This is a genomic window from Phocaeicola acetigenes (genome assembly GCF_027529745.1).
Classification (GTDB): Bacteria; Bacteroidota; Bacteroidia; order Bacteroidales; family Bacteroidaceae; genus Phocaeicola; species Phocaeicola acetigenes.
On sequence record NZ_JAPZVM010000008.1, the window covers coordinates 82330 to 109101 of the forward strand.

25 protein-coding genes are annotated in these 26772 nt (G+C 42.5%); 10 read left to right on the forward strand and 15 right to left on the reverse strand.

What is annotated here, in order from left to right:
• Positions 1-38 precede the first annotated feature (38 nt).
• The 8 genes from O6P32_RS09915 to O6P32_RS09950 all read right to left on the reverse strand — a co-directional run bounded on the left by O6P32_RS09915 (position 39) and on the right by O6P32_RS09950 (position 12904).
• Complete coding sequence (locus tag O6P32_RS09915) at positions 39-2504, reverse strand: glycoside hydrolase family 95 protein (RefSeq protein WP_269878316.1); 2466 nt, start codon at positions 2502-2504, stop codon at positions 39-41.
• 164 nt (positions 2505-2668) lie between these two features.
• The gene (locus O6P32_RS09920) at positions 2669-3775 is read right to left on the reverse strand and encodes a BT_3987 domain-containing protein (RefSeq protein ID WP_269878317.1); all 1107 of its coding nucleotides are present in this window, start codon (positions 3773-3775) and stop codon (positions 2669-2671) included.
• Positions 3776-3784: 9 nt separating this feature from the next.
• Positions 3785-4765, reverse strand: a complete 981-nt coding sequence (locus O6P32_RS09925) for a glycoside hydrolase family 18 (RefSeq protein ID WP_269878319.1) — start codon at positions 4763-4765, stop codon at positions 3785-3787.
• A gap of 17 nt (positions 4766-4782) precedes the next feature.
• Positions 4783-6381, reverse strand: a complete 1599-nt coding sequence (locus O6P32_RS09930; RefSeq protein WP_269878320.1) for a SusD/RagB family nutrient-binding outer membrane lipoprotein — start codon at positions 6379-6381, stop codon at positions 4783-4785.
• Positions 6382-6393: 12 nt separating this feature from the next.
• Positions 6394-9675, reverse strand: coding sequence for a TonB-dependent receptor (locus O6P32_RS09935; RefSeq protein WP_269878321.1), 3282 nt, complete (start codon positions 9673-9675; stop codon positions 6394-6396).
• Between the two features lie 218 nt (positions 9676-9893).
• Entirely contained in the window at positions 9894-10940 is a 1047-nt protein-coding gene (locus O6P32_RS09940; protein ID WP_269878322.1) for a FecR family protein, read from the reverse strand.
• A gap of 122 nt (positions 10941-11062) precedes the next feature.
• Positions 11063-11659: an RNA polymerase sigma-70 factor gene (locus tag O6P32_RS09945; protein ID WP_408636060.1), complete on the reverse strand. Its 597-nt coding sequence runs from the start codon at positions 11657-11659 to the stop codon at positions 11063-11065.
• 345 nt (positions 11660-12004) lie between these two features.
• Positions 12005-12904 carry a diaminopimelate dehydrogenase gene (locus O6P32_RS09950; protein WP_178265971.1) on the reverse strand — a complete coding sequence of 300 codons (900 nt, stop codon included), beginning with the start codon at positions 12902-12904 and terminating at the stop codon, positions 12005-12007.
• Positions 12905-13117: 213 nt separating this feature from the next.
• Between O6P32_RS09950 and ruvA the strand changes: the two genes are divergently transcribed.
• Both ruvA and O6P32_RS09960 read left to right on the forward strand, forming a co-directional pair.
• On the forward strand, positions 13118-13714 hold the full coding sequence (gene ruvA, locus O6P32_RS09955) for a Holliday junction branch migration protein RuvA (RefSeq protein ID WP_269878325.1): 597 nt from the start codon (positions 13118-13120) through the stop codon (positions 13712-13714).
• A gap of 82 nt (positions 13715-13796) precedes the next feature.
• The gene (locus O6P32_RS09960) at positions 13797-14369 is read left to right on the forward strand and encodes a superoxide dismutase (RefSeq protein ID WP_269878326.1); all 573 of its coding nucleotides are present in this window, start codon (positions 13797-13799) and stop codon (positions 14367-14369) included.
• Positions 14370-14455: 86 nt separating this feature from the next.
• On the opposite strand, the gene O6P32_RS09965 is transcribed toward O6P32_RS09960, so the two are convergent.
• Both O6P32_RS09965 and O6P32_RS09970 read right to left on the reverse strand, forming a co-directional pair.
• Positions 14456-15142: a hypothetical protein gene (locus tag O6P32_RS09965; RefSeq protein ID WP_269878327.1), complete on the reverse strand. Its 687-nt coding sequence runs from the start codon at positions 15140-15142 to the stop codon at positions 14456-14458.
• On the reverse strand, positions 15139-15984 hold the full coding sequence (locus O6P32_RS09970; protein ID WP_269878375.1) for a hypothetical protein: 846 nt from the start codon (positions 15982-15984) through the stop codon (positions 15139-15141). Before O6P32_RS09970 ends, O6P32_RS09965 begins: the two co-directional genes overlap by 4 nt.
• Before the next feature lie 202 nt (positions 15985-16186).
• On the opposite strand from O6P32_RS09970, the gene O6P32_RS09975 reads away from it, so the two are divergent.
• Both O6P32_RS09975 and O6P32_RS09980 read left to right on the forward strand, forming a co-directional pair.
• Entirely contained in the window at positions 16187-17608 is a 1422-nt protein-coding gene (locus O6P32_RS09975; RefSeq protein WP_178265976.1) for a CCA tRNA nucleotidyltransferase, read from the forward strand.
• Positions 17609-17831: 223 nt separating this feature from the next.
• Positions 17832-18704, forward strand: coding sequence for a hypothetical protein (locus O6P32_RS09980; RefSeq protein ID WP_269878329.1), 873 nt, complete (start codon positions 17832-17834; stop codon positions 18702-18704).
• Positions 18705-18767: 63 nt separating this feature from the next.
• Here O6P32_RS09980 and O6P32_RS09985 read toward each other — a convergent pair whose 3' ends face one another.
• On the reverse strand, positions 18768-19202 hold the full coding sequence (locus tag O6P32_RS09985) for a nucleoside deaminase (protein WP_178265978.1): 435 nt from the start codon (positions 19200-19202) through the stop codon (positions 18768-18770).
• A gap of 14 nt (positions 19203-19216) precedes the next feature.
• Positions 19217-19450, reverse strand: coding sequence for a hypothetical protein (locus tag O6P32_RS09990; RefSeq protein WP_178265979.1), 234 nt, complete (start codon positions 19448-19450; stop codon positions 19217-19219).
• Between the two features lie 172 nt (positions 19451-19622).
• Here O6P32_RS09990 and O6P32_RS09995 point away from each other — a divergent pair, with 172 nt between their 5' ends.
• The 4 genes from O6P32_RS09995 to O6P32_RS10010 are packed head-to-tail and all read left to right on the forward strand — an operon-like array spanning position 19623 to position 22367.
• Entirely contained in the window at positions 19623-19988 is a 366-nt protein-coding gene (locus tag O6P32_RS09995; protein WP_178265980.1) for a YraN family protein, read from the forward strand.
• Between the two features lie 9 nt (positions 19989-19997).
• Positions 19998-20354: an MmcQ/YjbR family DNA-binding protein gene (locus O6P32_RS10000; protein WP_269878331.1), complete on the forward strand. Its 357-nt coding sequence runs from the start codon at positions 19998-20000 to the stop codon at positions 20352-20354.
• Positions 20341-21078, forward strand: coding sequence for a biotin--[acetyl-CoA-carboxylase] ligase (locus tag O6P32_RS10005; protein WP_269878332.1), 738 nt, complete (start codon positions 20341-20343; stop codon positions 21076-21078). The genes O6P32_RS10000 and O6P32_RS10005 overlap by 14 nt, the downstream gene beginning before the upstream one ends.
• Positions 21075-22367 (forward strand): MATE family efflux transporter, encoded by a 1293-nt coding sequence (locus O6P32_RS10010; RefSeq protein WP_269878334.1) that lies wholly within the window; start codon positions 21075-21077, stop codon positions 22365-22367. The genes O6P32_RS10005 and O6P32_RS10010 overlap by 4 nt, the downstream gene beginning before the upstream one ends.
• 1 nt (position 22368) lies before the next feature.
• On the opposite strand, the gene O6P32_RS10015 is transcribed toward O6P32_RS10010, so the two are convergent.
• The 3 genes from O6P32_RS10015 to O6P32_RS10025 are packed head-to-tail and all read right to left on the reverse strand — an operon-like array spanning position 22369 to position 23496.
• Positions 22369-22758, reverse strand: a complete 390-nt coding sequence (locus tag O6P32_RS10015) for a DUF2752 domain-containing protein (protein ID WP_269878336.1) — start codon at positions 22756-22758, stop codon at positions 22369-22371.
• Positions 22742-23005: a CD225/dispanin family protein gene (locus O6P32_RS10020; protein ID WP_269878338.1), complete on the reverse strand. Its 264-nt coding sequence runs from the start codon at positions 23003-23005 to the stop codon at positions 22742-22744. Before O6P32_RS10020 ends, O6P32_RS10015 begins: the two co-directional genes overlap by 17 nt.
• Positions 23002-23496, reverse strand: a complete 495-nt coding sequence (locus O6P32_RS10025; RefSeq protein ID WP_178265986.1) for a CD225/dispanin family protein — start codon at positions 23494-23496, stop codon at positions 23002-23004. The genes O6P32_RS10020 and O6P32_RS10025 overlap by 4 nt, the downstream gene beginning before the upstream one ends.
• A 273-nt stretch (positions 23497-23769) precedes the next feature.
• Between O6P32_RS10025 and pyrH the strand changes: the two genes are divergently transcribed.
• Both pyrH and O6P32_RS10035 read left to right on the forward strand, forming a co-directional pair.
• On the forward strand, positions 23770-24480 hold the full coding sequence (gene pyrH / locus O6P32_RS10030; RefSeq protein WP_008143602.1) for a UMP kinase: 711 nt from the start codon (positions 23770-23772) through the stop codon (positions 24478-24480).
• Between the two features lie 158 nt (positions 24481-24638).
• Positions 24639-26687, forward strand: coding sequence for a DNA topoisomerase 3 (locus O6P32_RS10035; RefSeq protein WP_269878340.1), 2049 nt, complete (start codon positions 24639-24641; stop codon positions 26685-26687).
• The last annotated feature ends 85 nt before the right edge of the window (positions 26688-26772 follow it).

Here is a 26772-nt window from a genome sequence, read left to right on the forward strand (position 1 = left end):
TGAAAAAAAGCAAGCCTTCGCAGGTTTGTTTCGTTATATTATAATCGCAATAACACATAAGTTTTTCCAACTTCTGTATTGATATCATATTCGTAATATGTGGGAGTTCTATACTCATTATCCCCTTTCCATTCTTTAGAAATAAGGGGAGAGGCTATTTGTTGAGCTGCTAAAAAAGAATTGGGACAATTTCCTTTTGCTTCTTTCAGTCTACCATTTTTTAACTTCAAAGGAACAGAGGTACGAACACGCAATACACCACCTTTCTGAGAAATAATATGAGTTTCCTTCACCTTGCCATCCTCCCAGATAAGTTTATCAAGAATAAAACCACCCCTGCAACGAAGTCCATTCACCTCACCTTCCGGTAAAGCATCCGGCAAAGCAGGCAATAAATGTACTGCACCCGCATGGCTTTGAACCAGCATTTCAGCAATCCCAGCAGTCGCTCCAAAATTACCATCAATTTGAAAAGGAGGATGAGCATCGAACAAATTAGGATAAGTACCTCCATGTGTTCCCTTTTGTGCTAATGTAGGAGTAAGCTGCTCCTTCAAAATCTGCCATACCTTATTTCCATCAAGGAATCTTGCCCACAAACAGACTTTCCATCCCATCGACCATCCGGTAGAATGATCTCCTCTGGCCCGAAGAGACTTCTTTGCTGCTTCAAAAAGTTCCGGTGTATCAAAGCCATTAATTTGACGGCCTGGATATACTCCCCACAGATGAGACACATGGCGATGATCATCTGTCGGATCATCCCAATCATCCATCCATTCCTGTAATTGTCCCCAACGGCCTATCTGCATCGGTGGAAGTTGAGACAATACATTCTTTACACTATCTTTAAAATTTTCATGTTCATTGCATAAAGTTGCAGCTTGTAGTGTATTACTAAACAAATCAAAGATCATCTGATTATCCATCGTTACACCGGCAGCTATCGATACAGAAGAATGTTTACCATTTATCATGGGACTGTTTTCTGGTGAATAAGATGGAGCTGCAACAAGCCACCCATGCGCAGGTTCTTTTACTAAAAAATCAAAATAAAAATGACATGCCTCTTTCATAAGTGGATAAATTTCTTTCAGATAAGAGACATCTCCTGAAAAAAGGAACCGTTCCCACAAATGACTACAAAACCATGCATTACAGGTAGGCCATACTCCATAATACGGATGATCCACTGCTCCCGTCGCACACCAAATATCTGTTATATGATGCAAGGTCCAACCTCTGCAACCATACATCTGAGCCGTTTCCTTACCCTGTATAGCTGTATTTTTAACCAAATCAATGAATGGTAGGTGCATTTCTGACAAATTGGTAATTTCAGCAGGCCAATAATTCATTTCTATATTAATATCATTGGCAAACTTACCGTCCCAAGGAGCCAACCTTTTCTCATTCCATATTCCTTGTAAGTTAGCAGGCTGTCCCCCAGGTTGCGAAGATGAAATCAGCAAATAACGTCCGAACTGAAAGAATAAAGCGACCAAATCAGGATCGTTTCCTTGTGCAAACTCCCTAATACGAACATCAGTCGGTTTATTACCTTGCAAAGTATGTCCCAAATCCAGTTTCACTCTATCGAATAAGCTGGAATAGCGAGCGACATGACGTTGCTTTAATTCAGCAAACGACCTTTTCCCCTTCAAATAAAAAGCAGCTTTTTCTTCTGAATTACCTGATACATCCTTATAACTAAGAAAATTCGTACCGATAGAAAGGTAAAGAGTAGCCTCATCAGCCTCCTCTATATATAATAGTGAATCCCCCTGCTGTATTTGCTTTCCCCCCTGTATATCTACATCTAATAATGTAGTAAACTGTATCTTTCCCTCTATACCTTCATGACTGTCGGCTTTCCCATCCAAGCGCAATAACCCATCAGAAGTAACAGATACATTTGTCCGATCGTAAGGAGTACGATAACGTGCAGAAAAAGTTATCTTACCTTTTTCTGACGCTTTTAGTCTGACTACCAATAGCTGATCTTCCAGCGAGACAAAAGATTCCCGTTCAAACTCCACACCTTTAGAAATGAATTTTACCTTTGCTACAGCTTTTTCTATATCCAGCTCCCGATAATAGTCATCATACGATGCGATATCAGGAAAAGTCAGTTGTAAACTTCCTACTGTCTGATACGGCATACCGTATGCCTTGTTGGGAGCAAGAATAGCTTTCTCACACAAATCTTGTGCCTCCTTATTCTTTCCCTCGAAAATCAACTTTCTTATTTCAGGAAGATAAGCAGCTGCCTGAGAATTCGTATTATTATAGGGAGAACCTGCCCATACAGTCTCTTCATTAAGCTGAAAGCACTCCTCATGAGGGTTACCGAACATCATAGCACCTACTCGGCCGTTACCTAATGGCAGAGCCTCTACCCAAAGATTAGCTGGTTGTTCATACCATAGTTTGTGAACAGTAGAAAAAGAGGTCGAAAAACCACAAATACATATACAGCAGGTTAATAGTTTTCGATAATTCATAAATAAATTGATAAGTAAGTGAATTAAATCGTATTATGGTATTTATATACCCAACACCTCCAATCCACATAATATTCTACTAATAAATACTTATTTTAAAGAAAGCCACATTAGCTTAATCATTTCCTCAGCTAACATGGCTTTTCTTTTTTATAAAACAAAAATTATTCCATATTTTCAGGGAAGCGTTGTCCTGGAACCCAAGTGCCTGTTGCTGTCATATCATGGTGATATTTAGCATAATCATGTATTACACTACCTTCTCCTTCATTGATTTTCCAATATAATTCCAGATACTCTGTATCAGGATTCACCGCATACATATTATTAGCAATCTCTGACTCTGTACGGGCACATGACCAAACTCTTAATTCACTCATTGACTTTGCCGTAATCTCAAAATATCTCCATGAACATGTTAACCCCGCATTTGTTCCCGCTCCAATTTGCAAATCGAGTTTACCATCTTTAAATATTCGATAAGAAACACCATCATACACAATAGCAACATGATGCCATACATTTGCCTGATACCTTGTAGGTCCATAGCACGGGGTATTATTTAGCTTAAACTGAAGTTCGTCTACCGGATGATCAAATTCAGCTAATCGCACGAATACACTATTAACATTTTTCCTGTCATCTACCCAGAATAACTGCTGATTCCTATACAATTGATCAACTCGAAACAAAAACTCAATTGTCCATTTACTCATATCTTTTGCTGCTTCGGTATCACTAGGCAGTTCAAATTTTGAAAACTTTGCATTTTTTAGAATATTAGTTACAATCACCCTATCTAAAACAATAACCAAATGTGAAGAAGCCTCCAATAAAGAAGTACCACTGACTCCAGCAATACTTACCGGAATAGCATATTTATCGGCATCATTTACCGTTTCATCCAAGGGATTAATATTGATTTTGATTGGAGAAGCAGAAAGTTTACCCGGCTCAATCGTTATCTCTTCCTCACTCAAAGAATACAAATGTTCCGGCAACGGAAGATAATTGGTGCCATTCAACTTGTTATATTCCTCCAATACAGCAGGATCGCTATGCAAGGTTGCCTTCACTTGTGACTGAGCGGGAGCCGACATCCGCACTGAGAAAGAAGTACTCCCTCCCTCATTATCTATAGTCAATCGCTTATAGTTTACATTCTCTGCATCTGCAATGTAAATATTTTCCGTAATCGGATCGTATTCTGCCTTGCATCCCGCCAGACAGAAAAGTGCTACCGCACATATAGAAACAAATAATTTTTTCATCTTTAATAATTATTTAGCAGCAGGGTTCATAATTTGTATTGCTTCACGGATATATTTCCAGTCCGGATAATTATTATAATCAAACTCCATATGGAAAGCACCGCAACCGCCTTTCCGTCCTTCCTTGGGTTGCCACATTGCCATACCTATCAAAGAAGGGACAACCGTACCATCGGGAAGACGGAAATCCACTCCTCCTGTACTGGCATACTTCTGAAATTCCTCACATACCAAGAATTGTTCGGGCTTCCAGCCTATCGCTACCGCCTTTCTCATTCTGTTATCCAAAGTTGAATTGCTAGTCGCATTATAAGCTTGCGAAATAGCCAAATTAAAGTAAGGCACGATCTCAGGCAATATATAATCATACTCTCCATCCAGATACAACACTTTATTTGTTCCCGACATAGGACCTAACTCCTTACCCAACTCCTTTACAAAACGAGCCACTTCCTTTTTGTCAGAGAAATAACCAGCCCCTCCATAGTTGGGTTCATAATCTAAGTCAATCCCATCGTATCCATACTTTCTGACCGTATCACACAGAGCATGGGCATACTGTATCACCCCTTCCGGTGTCTGAGGAAAACCAAAGCCCACATTCTGCATCAGAAAAGTGAATACCACCTTCGAACCTTTTACTTCCTGTACATAACGCATATCTGCAATCTGCTCAGGAGTCAGATTAAACATATATTTACCAAATACCGAAAAAATATCAATAGAGTCGGGAGCCGAGGACAAACTGGAACGCCCAGAAGCCCCTACTCCTCCATCCCAATAGCCAAACCACCCGAAACAGAGTTGATGGTCCGAACGTTTGTAGGCACGCAAATTTTCCCAATATTCTTCCGATTTCGGATTCAAGGAAGAATTATCTTCTACATCTTGTATTTTAATATTCTCCAATTCGGTCCAAGAGTCACACGACACAAATAAATTGACACCCAATGCCAGCAATAAAGAGGCAAATATATATTTTGCTTTCATATGATAATATATTTAGATTAATGTTTCTTTTTATCCCACCACAGCGGAGTACCGGCTTCATCGGGTCCTCCCAAAAGTTGGGTTGCCTTTTCAATATTTTCAGGATTCAAACGTCTCTCTGAGGGCGGGAACGGAATACGGCGCGGACCAATCTTGGCATCTACTGTACCATTACTATAGTCATTGATAGCCTGATATTGTGCCGGATAGCCAGTTCTGCGGTATTCCGACCAAGCCTCCGCTCCATTAGGATAGAGGGCAATCCATTTTTGAGTAATAATGCGCTCCAACTTACGTTCTTCACTGTCAGAAGGATTCCATTTGATGGTTACATCGCTTTTCGCTTCGATGGAATGACTTCCATCTATCTTGCTGACAAATTTCACAGCCGTTTTCGTATCATCTTGCAGATAAGTATCGGCTCCGTCCACTCCCTTTTCGGCAAACGAAAGACGAATACCCTCTTCGTAAGCGGTCTGCATAGCTTCTTCACCGCCAAAATCACCCGGCCAATGCAAGGCTGCTTCGGCCTTTAAAAAAGAAGTTTCTGCCGCCGAAAACCATACAATTGGATCGGTAAACAGACCGGCAGGTGAAGACAAGTCTTTCCACTTCGTTTTATTTGTTACAGCCACTCCTGTACGCATTCCAAAATATCCGGTCGCTCCGTTAATTGTAGCCTGCTGGAAATAAACTTTCAAACGCGGATCTTCATACCCATTCATAAACGACTGCATCAGTGCTCCCATACGAATATCAGAATAGGTATCCCACATAGTCTGAATAGGATTCTTTATTATAAAACCCTTCCCACTTTTCAAAGCAGCATTATCGTCATTTTTTTCAATTAAACCGCCCGAATGTTCTAAAGCCTTCTTCACATGCTCATATGCCAACTGATTGTCTACATAGACACAACGCATGGCAATGCGCAATCTCAATGAATTTGCAAAACGAATCCATTTGGTATAGTCACCATCATACACCAAATCATAATCCTCCAAAGGGCGGCTGTTAGGATATTGAGTTACAAAATCGGTTAAGGTATTGATGGCTTCATCCAAGTCACTCAAAAACTTCTTGTACAATACTTCTTGGGAATCGTACTCGATATTCAGTGATCCACCGACTTCTATCTTTGAATACGGAAGTGGACCATATAAATCGGACAAACGATGCACTGAAGCCGTTTTGATGATAGTAGAGAGAGCCACAGTAGGATTAGTTATATCGTTTCCTACCAGCTTGCGCACATTCATATCCGCTCCAATCACTTGTACGAAAGTCTGCTTAAACGGAATATCCGTCCAGTCGTCAATGATATAGGCATAGGTCGTACCATTTTTCCCTTGATTCCACTCCCCAATACCTGCCATATAACCGGCATACACATCACCTACCAAATTTTGGGATACCTGAAACTGATGAGGATGAGTGGGTATTACACAATTTTGCATCGTAGGGAAAAAAGCTCCTACTTTAAAATTATCACCATCCAACATATCGTCTGTCGGCTCATCCGGATTAGTATTAAACTCCTCGAAACGACCTGTACACGAGGTAAATACTATTATTATAGAAGCTGCTATGAGCTTTACATAATTTGTCTTTTTCATACGTATTATAAATTAGTAGTCAAACTTTACGCTAAATCCTAAGTTACGTGTACTGGGTTGCATAAAATAATCAAATCCTTGGTAATAAGTACCGGTAGAAGAAGTCAGTTCAGGATCGAATGGAGCTTTATTATAAATCATCCACAGATTTCTTCCTATAAAAGAAACCGTCAATCCTAATTTATTTTTAAACCATTCACGTGGAAGAGTATACCCCAAGGTCAACTCCTGCAAACGTACATTAGTAGCACTATACACGTATTGTGAAATCATACCGGTTTCACCTCCACCGATAAATTGGTAGAAATACTGTGCATCCAGTTTACCATTATTCACCTGTACACCTCCATTATCACGAGCAATAGCAGATGCCTCCGATACTCCATAATTGTCGAGAGCAGCCTGAGTAGCAGAAACCACTTCACCGCCAATACGAGCAGAGAGCAAGAAACTCAAATTAATTCCTTTCCATGAGAAACTATTGCGAAAACCAAGATTATAATCAGGATTAGAATTTCCCACCTTAATAGTTTCATCTACTGGAGTTCCCAAAGTATTGCTCCCTGGATCTACCCATATATCTCCCTGATTATCGGTACGTAAAAAACTAGTAGCATAAATATCACCAATAGATCCACCTGGAACCAACTTCATCAAATAAGTACCAGCCTTCGAAAACTCCATTTCCGGCATATTGAGAGGCAATCCTGTTATTGGGTCATTGAATCCATCCACTAAAGATACAATCTTATTTCGGTTCATAGAAAAGGTCAACTGGGAATCCCAAGAGAAATCTTTACCAAAAGTGTCGCTATAACTCAACGAAGCTTCAATACCCCAGTTGCGCACATTACCTGTTTGAACAATAATACTGGAATAACCGGTAGAAGCCGAAATAGGAGCGGTAAAAGTCTGGTTGTATGTATTCGACTTATAATAGGTAACATCCAAATTCAAACGATTTTCAAAAGTGCGGAAATTTACTCCTAATTCATAAGACCGTGTTTTTTCAGGATAAAGTTTTCCTACCGGATACTGAGTGATGGTACCAAGAATTCCCTGATTGTCGTATGGATAGGTAGGAATAGACAGGAAACGGGGAATAGCAGAACCTACATCACTGTATGAACCACGTAGCTTTAAGAAAGTAATCCACTTTGGCATTTTAAATATTTCTGAAAGGATCACGGAACCACCTACCGATGGATAGAAAAATGAAAGCTGTTCAGTATTAGCCAAAGCAGAAGCCCAGTCATTTCGGGCTGTTACACTCAGATAAGCCATACTTTTGTATCCCAAATCAGCACTGGCAAAAATGGACTGGGTTACATCTGTATAACGCTGGTGACTGACTCCTGAAGCACTTGCATTCAAATCCACATTTTTTACCGCAAAGAAATTAGGAATCTGTTTCAAATGACCATAGTACCCCATTTCGCTGTGCTTCAAATGAGATAAACTGGCACCCACATGAGCTGTTAAATCAAAATCGCCAAACGACTTGTTTACATTACCCATCACATCGGCATAAGCCTGCATATTCGTTGTTTCAGCATGAGAAAAATATCCTTTTTCTTGTGCAAACTTACCGGATGTACCCGCATAATATTTTGATTCTGAAACTTTTATATCATTATCCAATCGGGCACGTGCAGACAAATTAAACCAATCAACAACATTCCAGGTTACACCAGCATTAAACATATATCGGTCCTTATCCCCGAGGAAAAGATTACGGTTAATAATCCAATAAGGATTTTGCATACTGGTACCTCCGTCTCCATAAGGCCAGTACTGGGTATAGATGTTTCGGGTTTCATCATAACGCTCATACGTTCTGATTTTATCAAAGTCTTCTCCACGCGGAAACAGATACAACGGAATCAACGGATTGAAATACTGTCCCTGTGTACCCATGTTCTTATCATTCTGTTTGACATAACTTGCCCCTAAATCAAGTGTAATTTTATCGTTAAAGAGTTTAGACGTATTTCGAATAGTAAAATTATATCTGTTATAGGTATTGCCAGGCATAATACCTTCTGCATTATTTGTTCCTAAAGACAGAAAAGTCTGATTTTTCTCCGTACCAGTAGACAAAGTAAAGGAATTAGATACGTTGTATCCTGTCCGGAAGAAATCCAACGGATCATAATCGGAAGGCTGATCCAATTTGGCTCCCCAACTCGTATATTCCCCTGGCAAGTTTCCATAAGTATTCTGAAATTTAGGAGTAACAAAAGGCTTCATAAAATCAGTAGCATGGGTAAATGTAATCTTTGCCTTTCCAGCTGCACCTTTTTTTGTTGTAATCAAAATAGCACCATTGGCTGCATTACTACCATAGAGAGCTGCCGCCGAAGGACCATTCAATACAGACATACTTTCAATATCCTCAGGGTTAATATCGGAAATGCTTTCTCCTCCGGGACGATCAAACATACCTTGTACACTTCCAGAATTCGTATTAAACAAAGGTACGCCATCAATAACATAAAGTACATTATTATCTTTAGTAATAGACTTGGCTCCACGCAATACGACCTTGGTACTACCACCTACACCCGCAGCCGAACTGTTAATCTGCAAACCGGCAACCTTACCAGCCAATGACTTAACAAAGTTCGCATCTTTTACAGCTGTAATCTCATCCGATTTAACTTCGGTCAGATTATAGCCCAGCGCTTTCGATTTACGTTTGATACCCAATGCAGTTACCACGACTTCATCCAACACTTCGGTATCTTCCTTCAGTGTTACATTCAGTATTCCATTCGCATCGGCTCTCAGCTGCTGACTCTTATAGCCTACATAAGAAACTTCCAACAACGAATTAGCAAATACATCCAATGAAAAGTTACCATCGAAATCGGTGATTGTACCGTTTGAGGTTCCGTCTTCCCTAATTGTTGCTCCGATAACAGGTTCCCCTTTTGCATCTACAACCTTACCGGTAACCTTGGTTCGCTTACCAGTCCGTTTTTGAACGGACTGTATTTTTTTAATTATAATTTTCTTCCCCTGAATTTCATAACCGACCCCTTGTTGTCCGGACAGTATCTGTTTCACTACTTCATCCAATGTAGCATTGTCCGCCGAAATCGAAATACGCTGTTTGGTATCCACATCGTTCGAAGAAAATACGAACGAATAACCGGATGTTTTTTTCAACTGCTCCATTGCTTCTTTCACCGTCACATCATTGACTTTCAACGATATATCTTGAGAGAAGGCCGATAAATGAAAGCAAAAGGCTGTTGAGGCTATTAGCATAGCCTTACTAATAGATCTCATAATTCTTCTGATTTAAGTTTAAAAAAGATAATTTCTAATTGATAAGAATTAAGGATTTACTATATTTGTAAAGTCCTAAATTTAAGTTGTTTCGTCCCAAAAACAACTTCTATTCAATCGGAGGATGTGTCCACATGCTCCGATTTGTTTTTTATCCCGTTTTTTTACAATGTTTCATACGCAATAGGCTTTTAAGGTTTAACATTCATGCAAATTAATTAATATAATATGTATTTTCCATTTTCGTAACGATAACGCATCTGATTGGTAGAAGCAATGGTGGATAAGACCTCTTCTATGGTATTTCCCATCACCGTAAAACTGCCATAGAAACGACGATCACGCAAAGAATCGGCCACTTCTATCTGCACATCATAACTCCGCATCAGACGCTTGGCTATATCTTCCAGTAAATCTTCATCAAAAAATAATTCATCATTTATCCACACATTGGAACGAGAAGCATCGGTACGTGTTTTTATCATTTCTCCTGTCAACTTGTTCATCACCATTTTTTCATTGGGTGCCAGATAAAGTTCGGGCATTGATTTTACTTCATTGTGCAGAGATACCTTTCCTTCCATCAAATTTACAGTCACTTCTTCATCATCCGAATAGTTACGGAAGTTAAACTTGGTTCCTAACACCTTCAAACCGACTTCACGAGTCTGTATTTCGAATGGGAGCGCTTCATTACGAGAAACTTCAAAATAACCTTCTCCCTCCATATTCAACCGTCTGTCGTCTACCCCAAAGCCTTGTGAATAGGCTAAACGAGAACCTGCATTCAGCCACACCAATGTACCGTCAGGCAAATACAATTTTGTACGGGCTCCCATAGGGGCTTCTACCACAATATCCGAAAAAGAATGTCTGACTGCTTCTTTGCCTTGCCAGTAACCTACAAACGGAAGCAACAAAATCAGTATCACAGCTGCCACCCGAAGGTAAGTTTTCCAAGAGCCGAAATATACTCTCTCCTTTCTCTTTTCAAACACATGTATATCTGCAACAGGAATTTCATTTTCCTTAGCCACGGCAGTCCGCTCAAGAAAACGTTGAAATGCTTTTTCTTTATCAAAAGAGATATTTTTAGCTGCTTCTTCCGAAGCGAACCACAATTCCAAATGCTGACGGATATACCGACGGTTTTCTTCTGTCTCCGAAGCCCATTGTGTCAAACGGTCGAAGGCATTCCGATCTAATGTACCATTCAGGTAATCTACAATCCATTCATCTATCTGTGTATGCTTATCGTGCTGCATAATTCAAGTGCTTTTATAGGTAAGACAAAAAAAATGAATAAGCGGGTAGTGAAAATATTATTTTTTTTCGTTTTTCTCTAAAAACCTTGTTTTCTCCCTCGTTTTTCTTGATAGACAAAATATCAAATTTCCATAAACAAATACACCAACAACAGCTTCAGATAGTTTCCAAGACGCTTCTGAAGAAAAGCCAGTGCCTGCTTGATATGATATTTCACGGTATTGACCGATATTCCCAATTCCAATGCTATTTCCTCATATTTCTTCTGCTCAAACCGACTTTTTTTGAACACGGTACGACATTCTGCCGGAAGTTCTTCAATGCTCCGGTATAATTCATCCTCCAGTTCCTGCTCCAACAACATTCCCAACGGATGTTCGGTTTCAGTAAATAAGGTATCGAGAAAATCCATATTCTCAGGAAGTAAAAAAGAGGAAAAAAGCAGTTCTTCACGACGAGCCCTCGAATTCAGCTCATTCAGGCAACGGTTCCGTACAGCTTTCATCAGATAAGCACGTATAGAATACGTGATTTCTACCTCTTTCCGATGTTCCCACAGGTAAAAAATCACATCATCTACAATCTCCTCCGAAAGTGCTGCATCATTCAATATCTGGTTGGCAAAACGACAGAGAAGTACATAATGACGGTCGTATATTTCACGAAAGACTTTTTCATCTCCCGCCCTCAATTGCTTCAAAATCAATGGATCCATCATATTCCCCGGAAAAAACTTTGTTTGATAAAAATATCTGCCAAAATTACAAAAATCAAACAAACCTCCAAAAGAAGTACTAGTTCTTTCCTAATACTTTTAAGATAAGATGCGAATTTTCACTCAGCACTCATCATATACCCTCTAAAAACGCGACTTGTATCGTGAGCTCACGTGACTTGTATCGAAGGCCAACGATACTTGTATCATAAGCTCACGATACAAGTCGCGTTTTTGCAAAGAAACAGAAGCAGAAAATTCCTTTGCACTCCGAGATATATACACAAAAAAAACGCCACAAACGGAGACTACCGTTCGTGGCGTTTTCTATTTTTATCTAGATAGAGATTATACCAAGTGTGCAATCAGTTCTTCACGGTCGCCAGCCAAAAGGTCGATTACCGGAATTTCAATCATGGTGTAGCATCCCGGTTTCTGGCGCATAGAAGCACGAGCAACGCAAACCAAAACCTGAGCTGTCAATGCAGGGTTGTTGATCTTCATATCGAACTCGAACAACTGGTTGTGAGTCTTACCTGATACACCCTTACGAACCAAGTTCACACCGTGACCTACGTCGTTCAAATCGTCTACGCAAGGTACCTGGATTACGTGTGTTTCGTCGTTTACAAAGTAAGGGTCAGCTTTGATAGCAGCTTCTACAGTCTTGAAGTCAGCACCTTCTTCCAATTCTACATATACCATACGGCGGTGGATTCCAGTACCAACAGGAATTGTCATAGACAATGCATCTTTTACACCTTCGATAGCACGGACAGCCACAGAGTGTCCCATACTACGGCCCGGACCAAAGTTAGTATAAGTGATACCCTTCGGAGCAATTGCTTCCAGCAATGTACGTACTACAGAGTCGCTTCCCGGATCCCATCCTGCAGAAATAACGGCTACCGCATTACCAGCCTTAGCCGATTCGTCCAAAGAACGGCGCAAAGAAGTAATCTGTGTATGGATGTCGAAACTGTCTACAGTATTGATACCCATAGCCAAAATCTGTTTTGCATATTCTTCTACGCTACGAGTTGGAGTAGCAAGGATAGCTACATCTACATCCTGCAATTCCTTAATATCTTTTACCACCGGATAGTTAGCCAATTCTGCCGGCTTGTTTTCTGCGCCATGACGACGAACCACACCTGCAATTTCGAAATCGGGTGCAGCTTCCAGTGCTTCAATTGTAAACTTACCGATATTACCGTAACCTACTACAGCTGCTCTAATTTTTTTCATATTTCTTCTTTTATTTAGTGAATACTCTTAATTTGTTTTTCCTCTTATCTATATAACAAAAGAGGGATGAATTTTGATATTGCAAAAATACAGAATTAGAATCATTCTAAACTAATAGATAGGCTACGTTTTTGAAAATATTCTGCCCCAACTTACAATTTATAACTTTCTTATGGTTATTTTTGTATTGAATTTATAATTTATCAGTAAAATATGATTGAATATATCAAAGGAGAACTTACCGAAATTACTCCGGCGGTAGCAGTAGTAGAATGTAACGGAGTAGGTTATGCCATCAATGTATCGCTCAACACCTTTTCTGCCATTCAGGGAAAAAAGGAAGTAAAGCTTTATATTTATGAAGCGATACGCGAAGATGCCTACATATTATATGGTTTTGCTACCAAGCAGGAGCGAGAGCTCTTCCTTTTACTCATCACCGTTTCGGGTATCGGAGGGAACACTGCCCGCATGATTCTTTCGGCACTGAGTCCGTCGGAGCTGTGTAATGTCATCAGCAGCGGAAACGATAAACTGCTGAAAACGGTAAAGGGTATCGGACTGAAAACAGCGCAACGCATCATTGTCGACCTGAAAGACAAAATCGCCTCAACCGGCATCCAGCCTGCAGAAACTGGAACAGCAGCAAATACCATGCTTCACTCCGAAATATACGAAGAGGCTGTAGCCGCACTCACCATGTTGGGATTCCCGCAAGCTCCGTCGCAAAAGGTAACTGCCGCCATTCTGAAAGAAACTCCGGAAGCTACCGTAGAGCAAGTCATCAAACTAGCTTTGAAAAGATTATAGAGACTTTTCCGGTAGCAGATAAAACTTTTACTGCTGCCGGCTTGTTCTATATATATTACTAATCATTTAAATACAAAACACTATGACACACACAATGCCCGAACTTCCTTATCTGATGGAAGCACTTGCTCCACACATGAGCAAAGAAACATTAGACTATCACTACGGCAAACACCTGCAGACTTATGTAGACAACCTGAACAAACTGATTCCAGGCACACCTTATGAAAACAGTACTTTGGAAGAAATGGTATGCAAGGCAGAAGGACCTGTATTCAACAATGCAGCTCAGGCATGGAATCATACTTTCTTCTTCCAAAGCCTGACTCCGGCACAGACCGACATACCTGCCTCACTGGCCGATTTGCTGACACGCGATTTCGGTTCGGTAGAAGCCTTTAAGGAAGCATTTTCCAAAGCAGCTGTAGGATTGTTCGGATCCGGATGGGTATGGCTGGTTGCCGATGCAGAAGGTAAATTGTCAATAAAAGCAGAAAGCAATGCAGGAAATCCACTGCGTCAGGGACTGAAACCTGTACTGGTTATCGACGTATGGGAGCATGCCTATTACATAGATTATAGAAACCGTCGCGCCGCATTCGTTGAAGCGTTCTGGCATTTGGTAGACTGGGGAAAGGTAGCAGCACGCTGCTAAGCTAAATATCCAAAAAACAAAAAGATTTCCTTCTTTCCGAAGGAAATCTTTTTTATATCATACTCTTAAGAGACATCAGATATATATCAAAAACTTAATCCACAAGCAAAATAAGCTCCCTCTGTAGCCGGATTCCAACTGATTCTTGCAAACAAAGGAAGAGAGAAGCGTTCAGTCACCGCTACCTCTTTCTGTACTTTCAATCCTACATCCGATACAGCAAATCCATTGACTCCGTCGTTATAAAAATTGGTTGCATAGGGTACGGCTCCCACTTCTGCCGTCCATTCGAATCCTCCTAACCGGAAAGGAACTTCCAGCGATACATACGATGAATAAGCACGATTTCCCTCTGCATTTACTCCGTCATATCCGGCAAAATTAGTAAACCAGTTTAATGCAAGGAAACCGAAATCATAACCAACCTGTGCTTCAAAAGTATGCGATGTATTCGTAGCTCCATAGTGAAAATAGCCTGTATCTCCAGCCGTCCAATAGTCTGTTACCGAAACAGAAAATCCACCGGTTTCGTAGCCCAAAGTCAAATCAATTTCCTTTGGATCTTCCGAATCGAAGCCAGCATTTCCCCATCCGGACAAATAAAATCCTTTATAAGATACCGTAATCTCAGGCTGTATACTTACTCCACCTAAATCCTGTCCACGCCAGATATATGCACTGGTAAAGTCTATCCCAAAATCTACTTCCGGCTTTTCCTGTGCCATCACTCCTAATGGCAACAATGCCATCATACCTGCAATCAGTGTCTTCATCCTTCCTTACCCTGCTCCTTACCTTCTTCGGCCTCTTCTATTTTACGGGTAACAAACTGAATCTTCAGATTGGCCTCTTTCTGTTCTTTCTTTATCTCTTCAATACCTGTCAGAATGCGGGCCAGTTCGCTTAGTTCAGCAATAGCCTTTACATCATTAGGTTGCATTACAGTCTTGTAATTACGGTCGCCGATAAATTCCAGACGGATATTCTTCTTATCACGGTTGGCAACCAGAAAAGCTATTACCCCTCCGTCATTACCCAATTTATAATCAGCTTTCTCAATAGCCTTTCCCAAATCGGTGGTTTCATAACTATCCAGCGAAGCAGGTGTTTCGGCAAACAAATCCCCGGCTGTCACTTTCACTGCCGTATGATGAATATTTCCTCCTGCACAATAGATGGAAGTCAGCGACATTTCTCCCAATTCATTGACCTGTCCGCGTAAGAAAGAACGTCCGATATTTTTCTCTACAACCTGAGTTGGATAGAAATAATTGCCTACCTCCTGATAAGCCGTATCTTTCTCCAGCACAAAACGTCCCTTTATTGAATCCAGCTCTGCCTGCTTCACCGCCATTACACTATCCAGATAAACCAGAGTTTTCTGCTGCTCTTTCAAATCGACCTGCTGCATAAGACGCACAGCTGATTTTCGGACATCAAATGCTTTGGGATATAAAGTACGTATACTGTCAATCTGCAATTTAGCCAGACTATAGTCTCCATCAGCAAACGAAAGTTCTGCACGCTGAAACAATTCACCCGCTTTCTTGTCGTCGCTGCCACACGCTGTCAGCAACGCTGCCAATACCAAGGTTGTCAATCCTGCCTTCTTCATATTACTATACTTATTTTTCATGGGGCAAAATTACAATTATTTCGCCTATCTACCTTAAATTCATGACTTTTTTCATGTTCATACCACTCAGCGGATAGAAAGAAAAGCAGAATCATCTTCACTGGAATACATACAACTTTCAAACATTAGGAAGGAATGGTGTTTTTTTTGTAATTTTGCATTCCAATTATAACAAACGAGAATGGAACTGAAAGAACACTTTACTGGCAAAATATTCAACCTGATTTCCGAAACAGCCGACGAATTGGGATTGGAATGTTATGTGGTAGGTGGATATGTACGCGACATATTCCTGAACCGCCCTTCGAAAGACATTGACATTGTAGTAGTAGGAAGCGGCATAGAGATAGCCGAAGCGTTCGGAAAGAAACTGGGACGTGGAGCTCATATATCCGTATTCAAGAATTTTGGTACCGCACAAGTAAAATACAGAGATACAGAAGTGGAATTTGTAGGGGCACGCAGAGAGTCTTACAGCCACGACAGCCGGAAGCCTATCGTTGAAGACGGTACGCTGGAAGACGACCAGAACCGACGCGACTTTACCATTAACGCCATGGCGGTCTGCCTCAACCGGACACGTTTCGGAGAGCTGGTCGACCCGTTCGGTGGTTTGGACGATTTGAAAGAGCGTACCATACGTACCCCACTCGATCCGGACATCACTTTCAGCGATGATCCACTCCGCATGATGCGTTGCATCCGCTTTGCCACTCAGCTCAATTTCTATATAGACGATGATACTTTCCAGGCCTTGGAGCGCAACAAGGAACGTATCAAGATTATATCACGCGAACGTATTGCCGACGAACTGAACAAAATTCTGTTGTCGCCCGTTCCCTCAAAAGGGTTTGTCGATCTGGACCGCTGCGGACTTCTTGAATTGATTTTCCCTGAACTTGTAGCTTTGCAAGGTGTAGAGGTGAGAAATGGGAAAGGACATAAAGATAATTTCTACCATACACTGGAAGTAGTAGACAACATCTCTAAGGTGACCGACAATCTTTGGCTGCGCTGGGCAACCTTGCTGCACGACATTGGTAAACCACGTACCAAACGTTGGGAACCTCGCACAGGATGGACATTCCGCAACCACAACTACATCGGCGAGAAAATGATACCGGATATCTTCCGTAAGATGAAGCTGCCGATGAACGAAAAGATGAAGTATGTACAGAAGTTGGTGGGACTGCACATGCGCCCTATCGTAATTGCCGACGAAGAAGTGACCGACTCGGCTGTACGCCGTCTGTTGTTCGAAGCCGGCGATGATATTGACGACCTGATGATGCTCTGTGAAGCCGACATCACTTCGAAGAACGAAGCACGCAAACAGCGTTTCCTCGACAACTTCAAACTGGTACGACAGAAGCTGAAGGATCTGGAAGAGAAAGACCGCATCCGTAATTTCCAGCCACCGGTAGACGGAGCAGAGATCATGAAAGTATTCAATCTGCAGCCTTGCCGCGAAATAGGAAGCCTGAAGAGTTCTATCAAAGATGCAATTCTGGATGGCATCATTCCCAACGAGCATGATGCAGCTTTCGAATACATGCTGAAAAAAGCTGAACAGATGGGACTGAAACCAGTCAATCTTTCATAATACTGACACTTTATCTGTATGACACAGCCACATATCTTATGTTTATTTCATGGATATGTGGCTGTGCGCTTATAAACATCTGCACTTTAGTTACATTTTTTCATTTCTTAGTATTTCATTCTGTCCGGATGGTACTGTTCGCTTTTATTCCTTTTTTCATATTTTTTTACACGGCCATAACTTTGCATTGTTAAAACAGAATAAAAGTAAAAACAAGTAAATTATGAAGACAATGTTTAAGTGGAACATAATATTAAGCATCTTATTATGTTCTTATCTGTCAAGCTGTTCATCCAATGATGACCAAGGAGGAAATTTCGACATGGCTCAGCTAATTGGCAGCCAATGGGAACGCAACTATTCGTGGATAGGCGATGATGCAGCCTGGGAAGAAGGAAAAGGAACACTGACCTTTACCAGTTCACGGGAAGCACAGGAAATCGTAAACTATCACGGAGAGGATTGGCGATACAACTACGATGAAGATGTAAATGAACTGAAGCCATACTCCGGAACAAGTACTATTTTTTACAGTTACACCGTGGAAGGAAATCAAATCACCTTGACCGACCAGGACGGAGGATACAGCATCACTACTACACTGTCTGGAAATATGCTTGTAGGTTCTGATGATTACCTATGGACACTTATCAAAGCTGGAGAAGGAAGCGGATCAGGCTCTGGTGAAACGACATCATATAGCTGGGAACAAATGCAAGGTGTATGGATGGGAAGCAAATACGTAGATTGTGTATCTATCATTAAATTGTACAAACAACAGCAACAACCGAGTAGTGCGTATTACAATGGCGATTTCGGAGTATACGGTCTACAGTTCAATAGTAACGGACAATCCAGAGAAGTGGATGCACAAATGAAAGCATTTCATAATACCGGTGCAATTGTACTGGAAACCATTTATGCCAGTGACGGAAAAACAGTATACTGGACTGATATAAGTAAAAGCAGCTATAGAAAACAATACTCCATACATGGAGACAAAATATACTACAATGGCAAAGAGTATTTCCAAATATTCGATGCCACCCACATCCATGATTTGATTGGTGGAGAAGATTATGTAAAAGTACAATAAGTAAATCCCATATCAAACAGAGAGAGGGAAACCCCGTGATTGTTCATCGGGTTTCCCTCTCTTTTATCTTCTTTTCTTGAAAAAATCCTTCATCAAGGCGGCACACTCATCGGCCATCAAACCTTTCACCACTTCCGTTTTGGGATGCAGGGCCTGAGGGGCAAAACGTTGATATCCCCGTTTTTCGTCTTCTGCTCCAAACACCAGCCGGCCAGTTTGTGCCCATGCAATGGCTCCGGCACACATCACACACGGTTCCACTGTGACATACAGCGTACAGTCGGTCAGATATTTTCCTCCTAACGCATTAGCTGCAGCCGTAATGGCCTGCATCTCGGCATGAGCAGTCACATCATTCAACGTTTCCGTCAGATTATGTGTACGTGCAATGATACGGTCACGACAAACCACCACCGCTCCTACAGGTACTTCTCCGCGTGCGGCTGCCTTTTCGGCCTCCATCAGGGCCTGCTTCATGTAAAAATTATCATCTGCCATATGTATAGAGGGGATTATCTGCGCATATCATGCTCTTTAAACAAAGTGGGATAATCTTCTTCCATGTTCTGATGAATAAACGACAAAATCGTCTCCCGAAGCCAGCGCGCCTTGTTCGTAATCTGATATTTCTCCAGATAGCGGTCTACAATCTGTACTTCTTCTTCGCTCATCAGGCACACCATACGCTGCTTGCGAGGCTGGACCGTCGAGGGTACCTTTTTCCGTCTTTTTCCGTTATTCACCATAAACGAGTTTATTTGTTTGCAAATTCATAAGTTTTTAAGTCGAAGTATAACAAGAACTTATAAACTTACCAACTCAAAAACGAAATCACTGAATACTCAATTAGTGCAAAATTAAAGTTACTTCCCCTAAAATCAAAGTATAAAATCCGTATTTTTGCAAAAAATGGGAAAAATGGCAGCACATAACAAACTGGGTAAGGAAGGGGAAGAAGAAGCCTCAGCCTACCTCAGAGACAAAGGATATACAATTTTACACCGCAACTGGCATGCCGGTAGGAAGGAGCTGGATATTGTGGCCGAAAAAGACGGGACACTGGTTGTCGTAGAAGTCAAGACACGACGCAACGATGTGTTCGGTAATCCGGAAGATGCCATTACCCCACGCAAAATACGAAACATCGTAGCCTCAGCCGATGCATACATCAAGCTGTTTGCCATCGACTTGCCGGTACGCTTCGATGTCATTACCGTAGTGGGTACCTGCCCGCCATTCGAAATTGAACACATCGAGGAAGCTTTTCTTCCTCCTATCTGGTAATATAAGAATATGGATATAGAAACAATCCGAACTTATTGTCTGGAAAAGAAAGCTGCGAGCGAAGGATTTCCCTTCGACGAAACGACACTGGTCTTTAAAGTGATGGACCGTATGTTTGCCGTAATCGATTTAGATCATCCGGACAAGCTGACTGTAAAGTGTAACCCTGATTATGCCATAGAACTGCGCGACCGGTACAACGGCATAGAGGGTGCGTGGCATTTCAACAAGAAATACTGGAACCAGATACACCTGATGAGTGATGTATCGGAATCTCTGATTCTGGAACTGATAGACCACTCGTACGAAGAAGTAATCAAAAAATTCACCCGTAAACAAAAGGAGGCTTATCATGAACTACCCTGAACCTATCCATCTGCAAGAAACCGTATCGACCAACAGTTATCTGAGCGAACTGTGCCGGGATACACAACCTGCCGACCTGACTAACGTATGGAGCGATTTTCAAACGGCCGGACGGGGACAAAGGGGCAATAGCTGGGAATCGGAACAGGGGGCCAACCTGTTATTCAGTTTTGTGGTGTTTCCCGATTTTCTGGAAGTACGCCGACAGTTCCTTTTGTCGCAAGTTACCGCTTTGGGCCTACAGGAAGTCTTGTCACGCTACACAGACTCCATCACCATCAAATGGCCGAACGACATTTACTGGAAAGATAAAAAGATTTGCGGCACTTTGATAGAAAACGATCTGACCGGTATGCACATCAGCCGTTCCATTTCCGGAACGGGAGTAAACCTTAACCAGCAGACGTTTATGAGTGATGCCCCCAATCCGGTTTCGCTGTTTCAGATTACAGGGAAGCATTACGACCGGGAAGAGATACTTCATCAGATGATGGAACGTATTGCCTATTATTACGACCTGCTCCGGAAAGGAGAATACGAAACAATTGCCAGCCGTTACTTCGAAGTCTTATACCGCCGGGACGGTTTCTATATGTACCAGGATGCAACAGGTACATTCAAGGCACGCATACACGCTATCGACCCTATCGGGAAACTGATTTTGCAGGACGAACAAGGAAAGTTACGCGAATACATGTTTAAAGAAGTATCCTACGTTTTATGAGCCCAATCAACAGACAGATTTTACACATAGCCATCCCGTCTATCATTTCAAACATCACCGTTCCACTGTTAGGACTGGTCGATGTCACCATTGTCGGTCACTTAGGTTCTGCTTCCTATATTGGTGCCATTGCCGTAGGAGGTATGCTGTTTAATATGATTTACTGGATATTCGGTTTCCTCCGTATGGGTACCGGAGGACTTACGGCACAAGCTTACGGACAGCACAACACACAGGAGGGTACCCGTATTCTGCTGCGCTCACTCAGCGTCAGCCTGCTGTTGGCACAGGTTCTCCTCGTACTCCAGTATCCCATCCGCCTCATCGCCTTTATGCTGATAGATGCCAGTCCCGAAGTACAGGAACTGGCTACCCGCTATTTTCATATTTGCATCTGGGGAGCTCCTGCTACACTAGGATTGTATAGTTTTACCGGCTGGTTTATCGGTATGCAGAATTCCCGCTACCCCATGTACATTGCCATTACCCAAAACATTGTAAACATTGCGGCCAGCCTGTTTTTTGTATTTGTACTGCACATGAAAGTAGAAGGAGTAGCTTTAGGTACACTCATTGCACAATATGCCGGAGTAATCATGGCTTATCTGCTCTGTATTTCACACTACCATCCGTTCCGGCAACAGGTACGACGCATGCAACTGTTTGAACGGAATGCCATGAAACGTTTTTTCCTGGTGAACCGTGATATCTTTCTGCGTACACTCTGCCTGGTAGCGGTTACAGTATTTTTTACTTCTACCGGTGCCACTTATGGTGATGTAGTACTGGCTGTCAACACGCTGCTGATGCAGTTGTTTACACTCTTTTCCTACATCATGGACGGATTTGCGTATGCCGGAGAAGCCTTGAGTGGAAAATATACGGGTAGTAACGATAAAATCCGCCTGCATCAGACGGTACGGAATTTGTTTGGATGGGGAAGCGCAATGGCACTTCTTTTTACCCTGACCTACCTGTGGGGAGGACAGAATTTTCTACAACTGCTTACCAACGATACAGAGGTCATTGCAGCCTCCGGGACTTATTTATTGTGGACTGTAGCCATTCCTTTCTGTGGATTCTCCGCCTTTATTCTCGACGGAATCTGTATCGGCACCACCTCTACACGCATCATGCTGAAGTCGATGGCTACTGCCTCCACCCTGTTTTTCGGAGTTTACTTTCTATGCTCCGGTTCGTGGGGCAATCATGCGTTGTGGATGGCCTTCCTTGTGTATCTGGCAGTAAGAGGACTGATGCAGGGCTATCTGCTACGGAATAAGATTTAAGTCACCAGGAAAAGATATTCCGGAAAATCCACCACAGTACAATCAGTCCGGCCAAGGAAAGGATAAACCCAGGCTTATGAAGTGTGAAATACAGACGAGGATTCTTTTTGCGAAGCAGTTCGGCATAAAGCAACAACAAGACAAGAGGAACCGACACTACCAGCAGCGCATTATAAGAAAAGGCTCCGGGAACATCTCCGTGGAGTAAAGCATGGAGGGCACGCTGCGAACCACATCCCGGACATTTCAGTGAGGTAAGCACATAAAAAGGACATTTGGGGAATAATGCCGACCGAGCCGGGTCTAAAAGAGCATACACAGCAAGCACTCCAATCAGCACAATTCCCCCAATGTATTTTATCGTACGGCTCATTTCAGTGAATTGAGGCATACAAGACATAATATAAATTGAAAATCAAAGAGATTACCCCTACTACAAGTCCTACAATAAAACTTATTTTAGTCCATTTACCGGCATCATTACTTGCCTGAAGAGCTGCTTCATAATTGCCTGCAGCAAACAAAGAACTTACCTTACTGGCATACACAATACCTGCAATACCGAAAGGCAGGCAGCAAAACAATGTAACAAGGATAGATTCTACCATCCAAGTTTTAGGACAAACTTGTTCATTCATACGCTTATCATTAAAGAGTTATCGAAACTTGATTTTCCCAAAAGAATCATCATAAAAATAAAAATCACATACAGCACAGCTATCAGCAAAGCACTTCCCGCTGCTGCCAGCGTCCAGTTACGTGCCAGTTTGGAGTACTGCAAAGCCTGTTCGTAGTTTCCCTGCAAATAAGCAGAATCAACCTTTGCAGCATAGACAATGGCTACAATTCCCAAAGGAAGACAGCATAAACACGTGGATATAATGGATTCGGGAAGCCAGGTTTTGGGACATTCCGGCTGTTTCACATTTTCTTCTGGTTGAGAGGATGAAGGCGGACAAGGTGGAATACTAGCCAAAACCTCCGACAGTTCTTCCAGTTCGGAAGCTTTTACCCATTCCGTCAGTCCTTCTCTCCAAACCAAGGTTTCTGCACTTAGTCCGTTTTCTTTTAATTCTTCCAACGGTATAGGCCCTTTCTTCAGACCTTCTACCAATAAATAGTAATGCATATAGCAAGTGTTTTTAACATAGTTTTCACAAAAGTAGCAAATAGACGACAGAAATTCAACAATTTAACAGATTTAACAGTTTTCAGCCCTTATAAAATGGCTTGCTTTGTAACATTCCATAGTCCCAATCCGGAAAAAGAATCCCTCAATAACGAATTTTATTTTACACGGTACCCCGAAAAGACTGCTAAATTTCTTACCTTTGCCTGCAAGTAAGAAGCGCTCCGAATGGAAACCTCTACTTACAAACTCAATAACTAAAACTTAATTCTTATGGCAAGATTTAAACGCATTCTGTTAAAGCTCAGCGGCGAAAGCCTTATGGGTGAGAAAAAATACGGTATCGACGAAAAACGTCTGGGAGAATATGCCCAGCAGATTAAAGAGATACACGAAATGGGAGTACAGATTGGTATCGTAATCGGTGGAGGAAACATTTTCCGCGGACTGAGTGGAGCCGGCAAAGGCTTCGACCGTGTGAAAGGAGACCAGATGGGTATGCTGGCTACAGTTATCAACAGCTTGGGACTGAGCTCTGCACTGGTAGCTGCCGGTGTAAAAGCACGTGTGCTGACTGCCATCCGTATGGAACCTATCGGAGAATTCTATACCAAATGGAAAGCCATTGAAGCCATGGAAAACGGTGAAGTAGTCATCATGTCTGCCGGTACAGGAAATCCGTTCTTCACCACCGATACTGGTTCTTCTTTGCGCGGTATCGAAATCGAAGCCGACGTTATGCTGAAAGGTACACGTGTAGACGGTATCTATACAGCCGACCCTGAAAAAGACCCGACTGCTACCAAATTCGACGAAATCACTTACGATGAAGTGCTGGCTCGCGGCTTGAAAGTAATGGACCTGACTGCAACTTGCATGTGTAAGGAAAACAACCTGCCGATTATCGTATTCGATATGGATACAGTAGGAAACCTGAAGAAAGTAATGTCTGGCGAAAACATCGGTACGCTGGTACATAACTGATTCTTTCTTCCGAAAAAAGAAAAGAAAGACGGTTTGTCTTAAAATATACAAGATAGGAGTTAAAGCGGATACTTTGTTACAGTGAGGCTTCAACTCCTACTTTTCTCTTATTACTTTACCCTCATTCTAAACTTGCTTAATTACATCAGAACCCGTACATGATAGTTTGCATAGCCGAAAAGCCCAGTGTGGCACGCGATATCGCCGAAGTGCTCGGCGCCAGAAACCGGAAAGAAGGATACATAGAAGGAAACGGATACCAGGTGACCTGGACATTCGGCCATCTGTGTACACTGAAAGAGCCCCACGAATATACCCCTTCATGGAAGTCGTGGAGCCTGGGAAGTCTGCCTATGATTCCGCCACGTTTCGGCATCAAACTGATTAATGATCCGGGTATCGAAAAACAGTTCCGCATCATCGAAGGACTGATGCAGCATGCAGATGAAATCATCAACTGCGGGGATGCCGGACAAGAGGGAGAGCTGATACAACGCTGGGTGATGCAGAAAGCGGGAGCCAAGTGCCCCGTCAAGCGCCTGTGGATTTCTTCGCTGACGGAAGAGGCAATCCGGGAAGGGTTTGCCAACCTGAAGGATCAGGCTGAATTTCAGCCGCTGTACGAAGCCGGACTGAGCCGTGCCATCGGCGACTGGACGCTGGGAATGAATGCCACCCGCCTGTATACACTGAAATACGGACAGAACAAGCAGGTTCTGTCTATCGGACGTGTGCAGACTCCTACACTGGCACTCATTGTGAAACGTCAGCAGGAAATAGAAAATTTCAAACCCGAACCTTACTGGGAACTGAAAACAGTATATCGTGAAACCACGTTCAGTGCGACCAAAGGTAAGTTTACCTCGAAAGAAGAGGGAGAAAAGTTTCTGGAAACCGTACGCCACTCCGACTTTACCGTAACGGATGTATCGGCAAAGAAAGGTACGGAAGCACCTCCGCGTCTGTTCGACCTGACTTCGCTTCAGGTAGAATGCAACAAGAAATTCAGTTATTCAGCCGACATGACGCTGCAACTTATCCAGTCACTCTACGAGAAGAAAGTGGCTACCTACCCGCGCGTAGATACTACCTTCCTCAGCGACGACATCTATCCCAAGTGTCCGAATATTCTGGCAGGACTGAAGGATTATGCAGCATATACCGCACCGCTTGCAGGGAAAAAGCTGTTGAAATCGAAGAAGGTATTCGACAATTCGAAGGTAACCGACCACCATGCCATCATTCCTACCGGTGTGCAGCCTCAAGGGTTGACCGATATGGAAAAACGGGTGTTCGACCTCATTGCACGCCGTTTTATTGCGGTGTTTTATCCCGACTGTAAATTTTCTACGACCACCGTACTGGGAGAAGTGGAAAAGGTAGAGTTTAAGGTGACGGGAAAACAGATTGTAGAACCGGGATGGCGCGTGATTTTCAACAAGGAACAGCAGGAAGAGCCGAAAGAAGGAGACGAAGAACGCGTATTGCCGCTGTTTACAGTAGGCGAAAGTGGTCCGCACGTCCCCGATTTGAACGAGAAATGGACCCAGCCACCCAAACCTTATACCGAAGCTACTCTGCTGAGAGCCATGGAAACTGCCGGAAAACTGGTAGACAATGACGAACTGCGTGATGCATTGAAAGAAAACGGTATCGGACGTCCTTCTACACGTGCAGCCATCATCGAAACCTTGTTTAAGCGACACTACATACGGAAGGAACGGAAGAATCTGGTAGCCACACCTACCGGAGTAGAACTGATTCAGCTGATTCACGAAGAGTTGCTGAAATCGGCAGAGCTGACCGGTCTTTGGGAAAAGAAACTGCGCGAAATAGAACGACGCAGCTACGATGCCGGTACATTCCTGGCCGAACTGAAACAGATGGTGACGGAGATAGTAAATAGTGTATTGAGCGACAATACCAACCGGCGGATTACAGTGATGCCGGAGGAACCGAAAGAGGCTCCCAAAAAGACAAGCAGCCGGAAAAAGGAAAGCAGCGGCGAAGAGCCTAAACCGAAACGTACCCGCTCTACTACCAAAAAGACAAAAGCCGAAACAGCTCCTACCCTCCCCGAAGGCGATGCCATTGTAGGTACAGTGTGTCCGCTGTGTGGAAAAGGTACGATACTGAAAGGAAAAACGGCTTATGGCTGCTCGGAGTGGAAAAACGGATGCACATTCCGAAAAAGCTTCGATGCGTAATCAACACAAATCAATCCTGAAATGTGGATTTACGCTATTAGTATCGAAGGCCAACGGTATTAATAGCGTGAGCCCACGATACTAA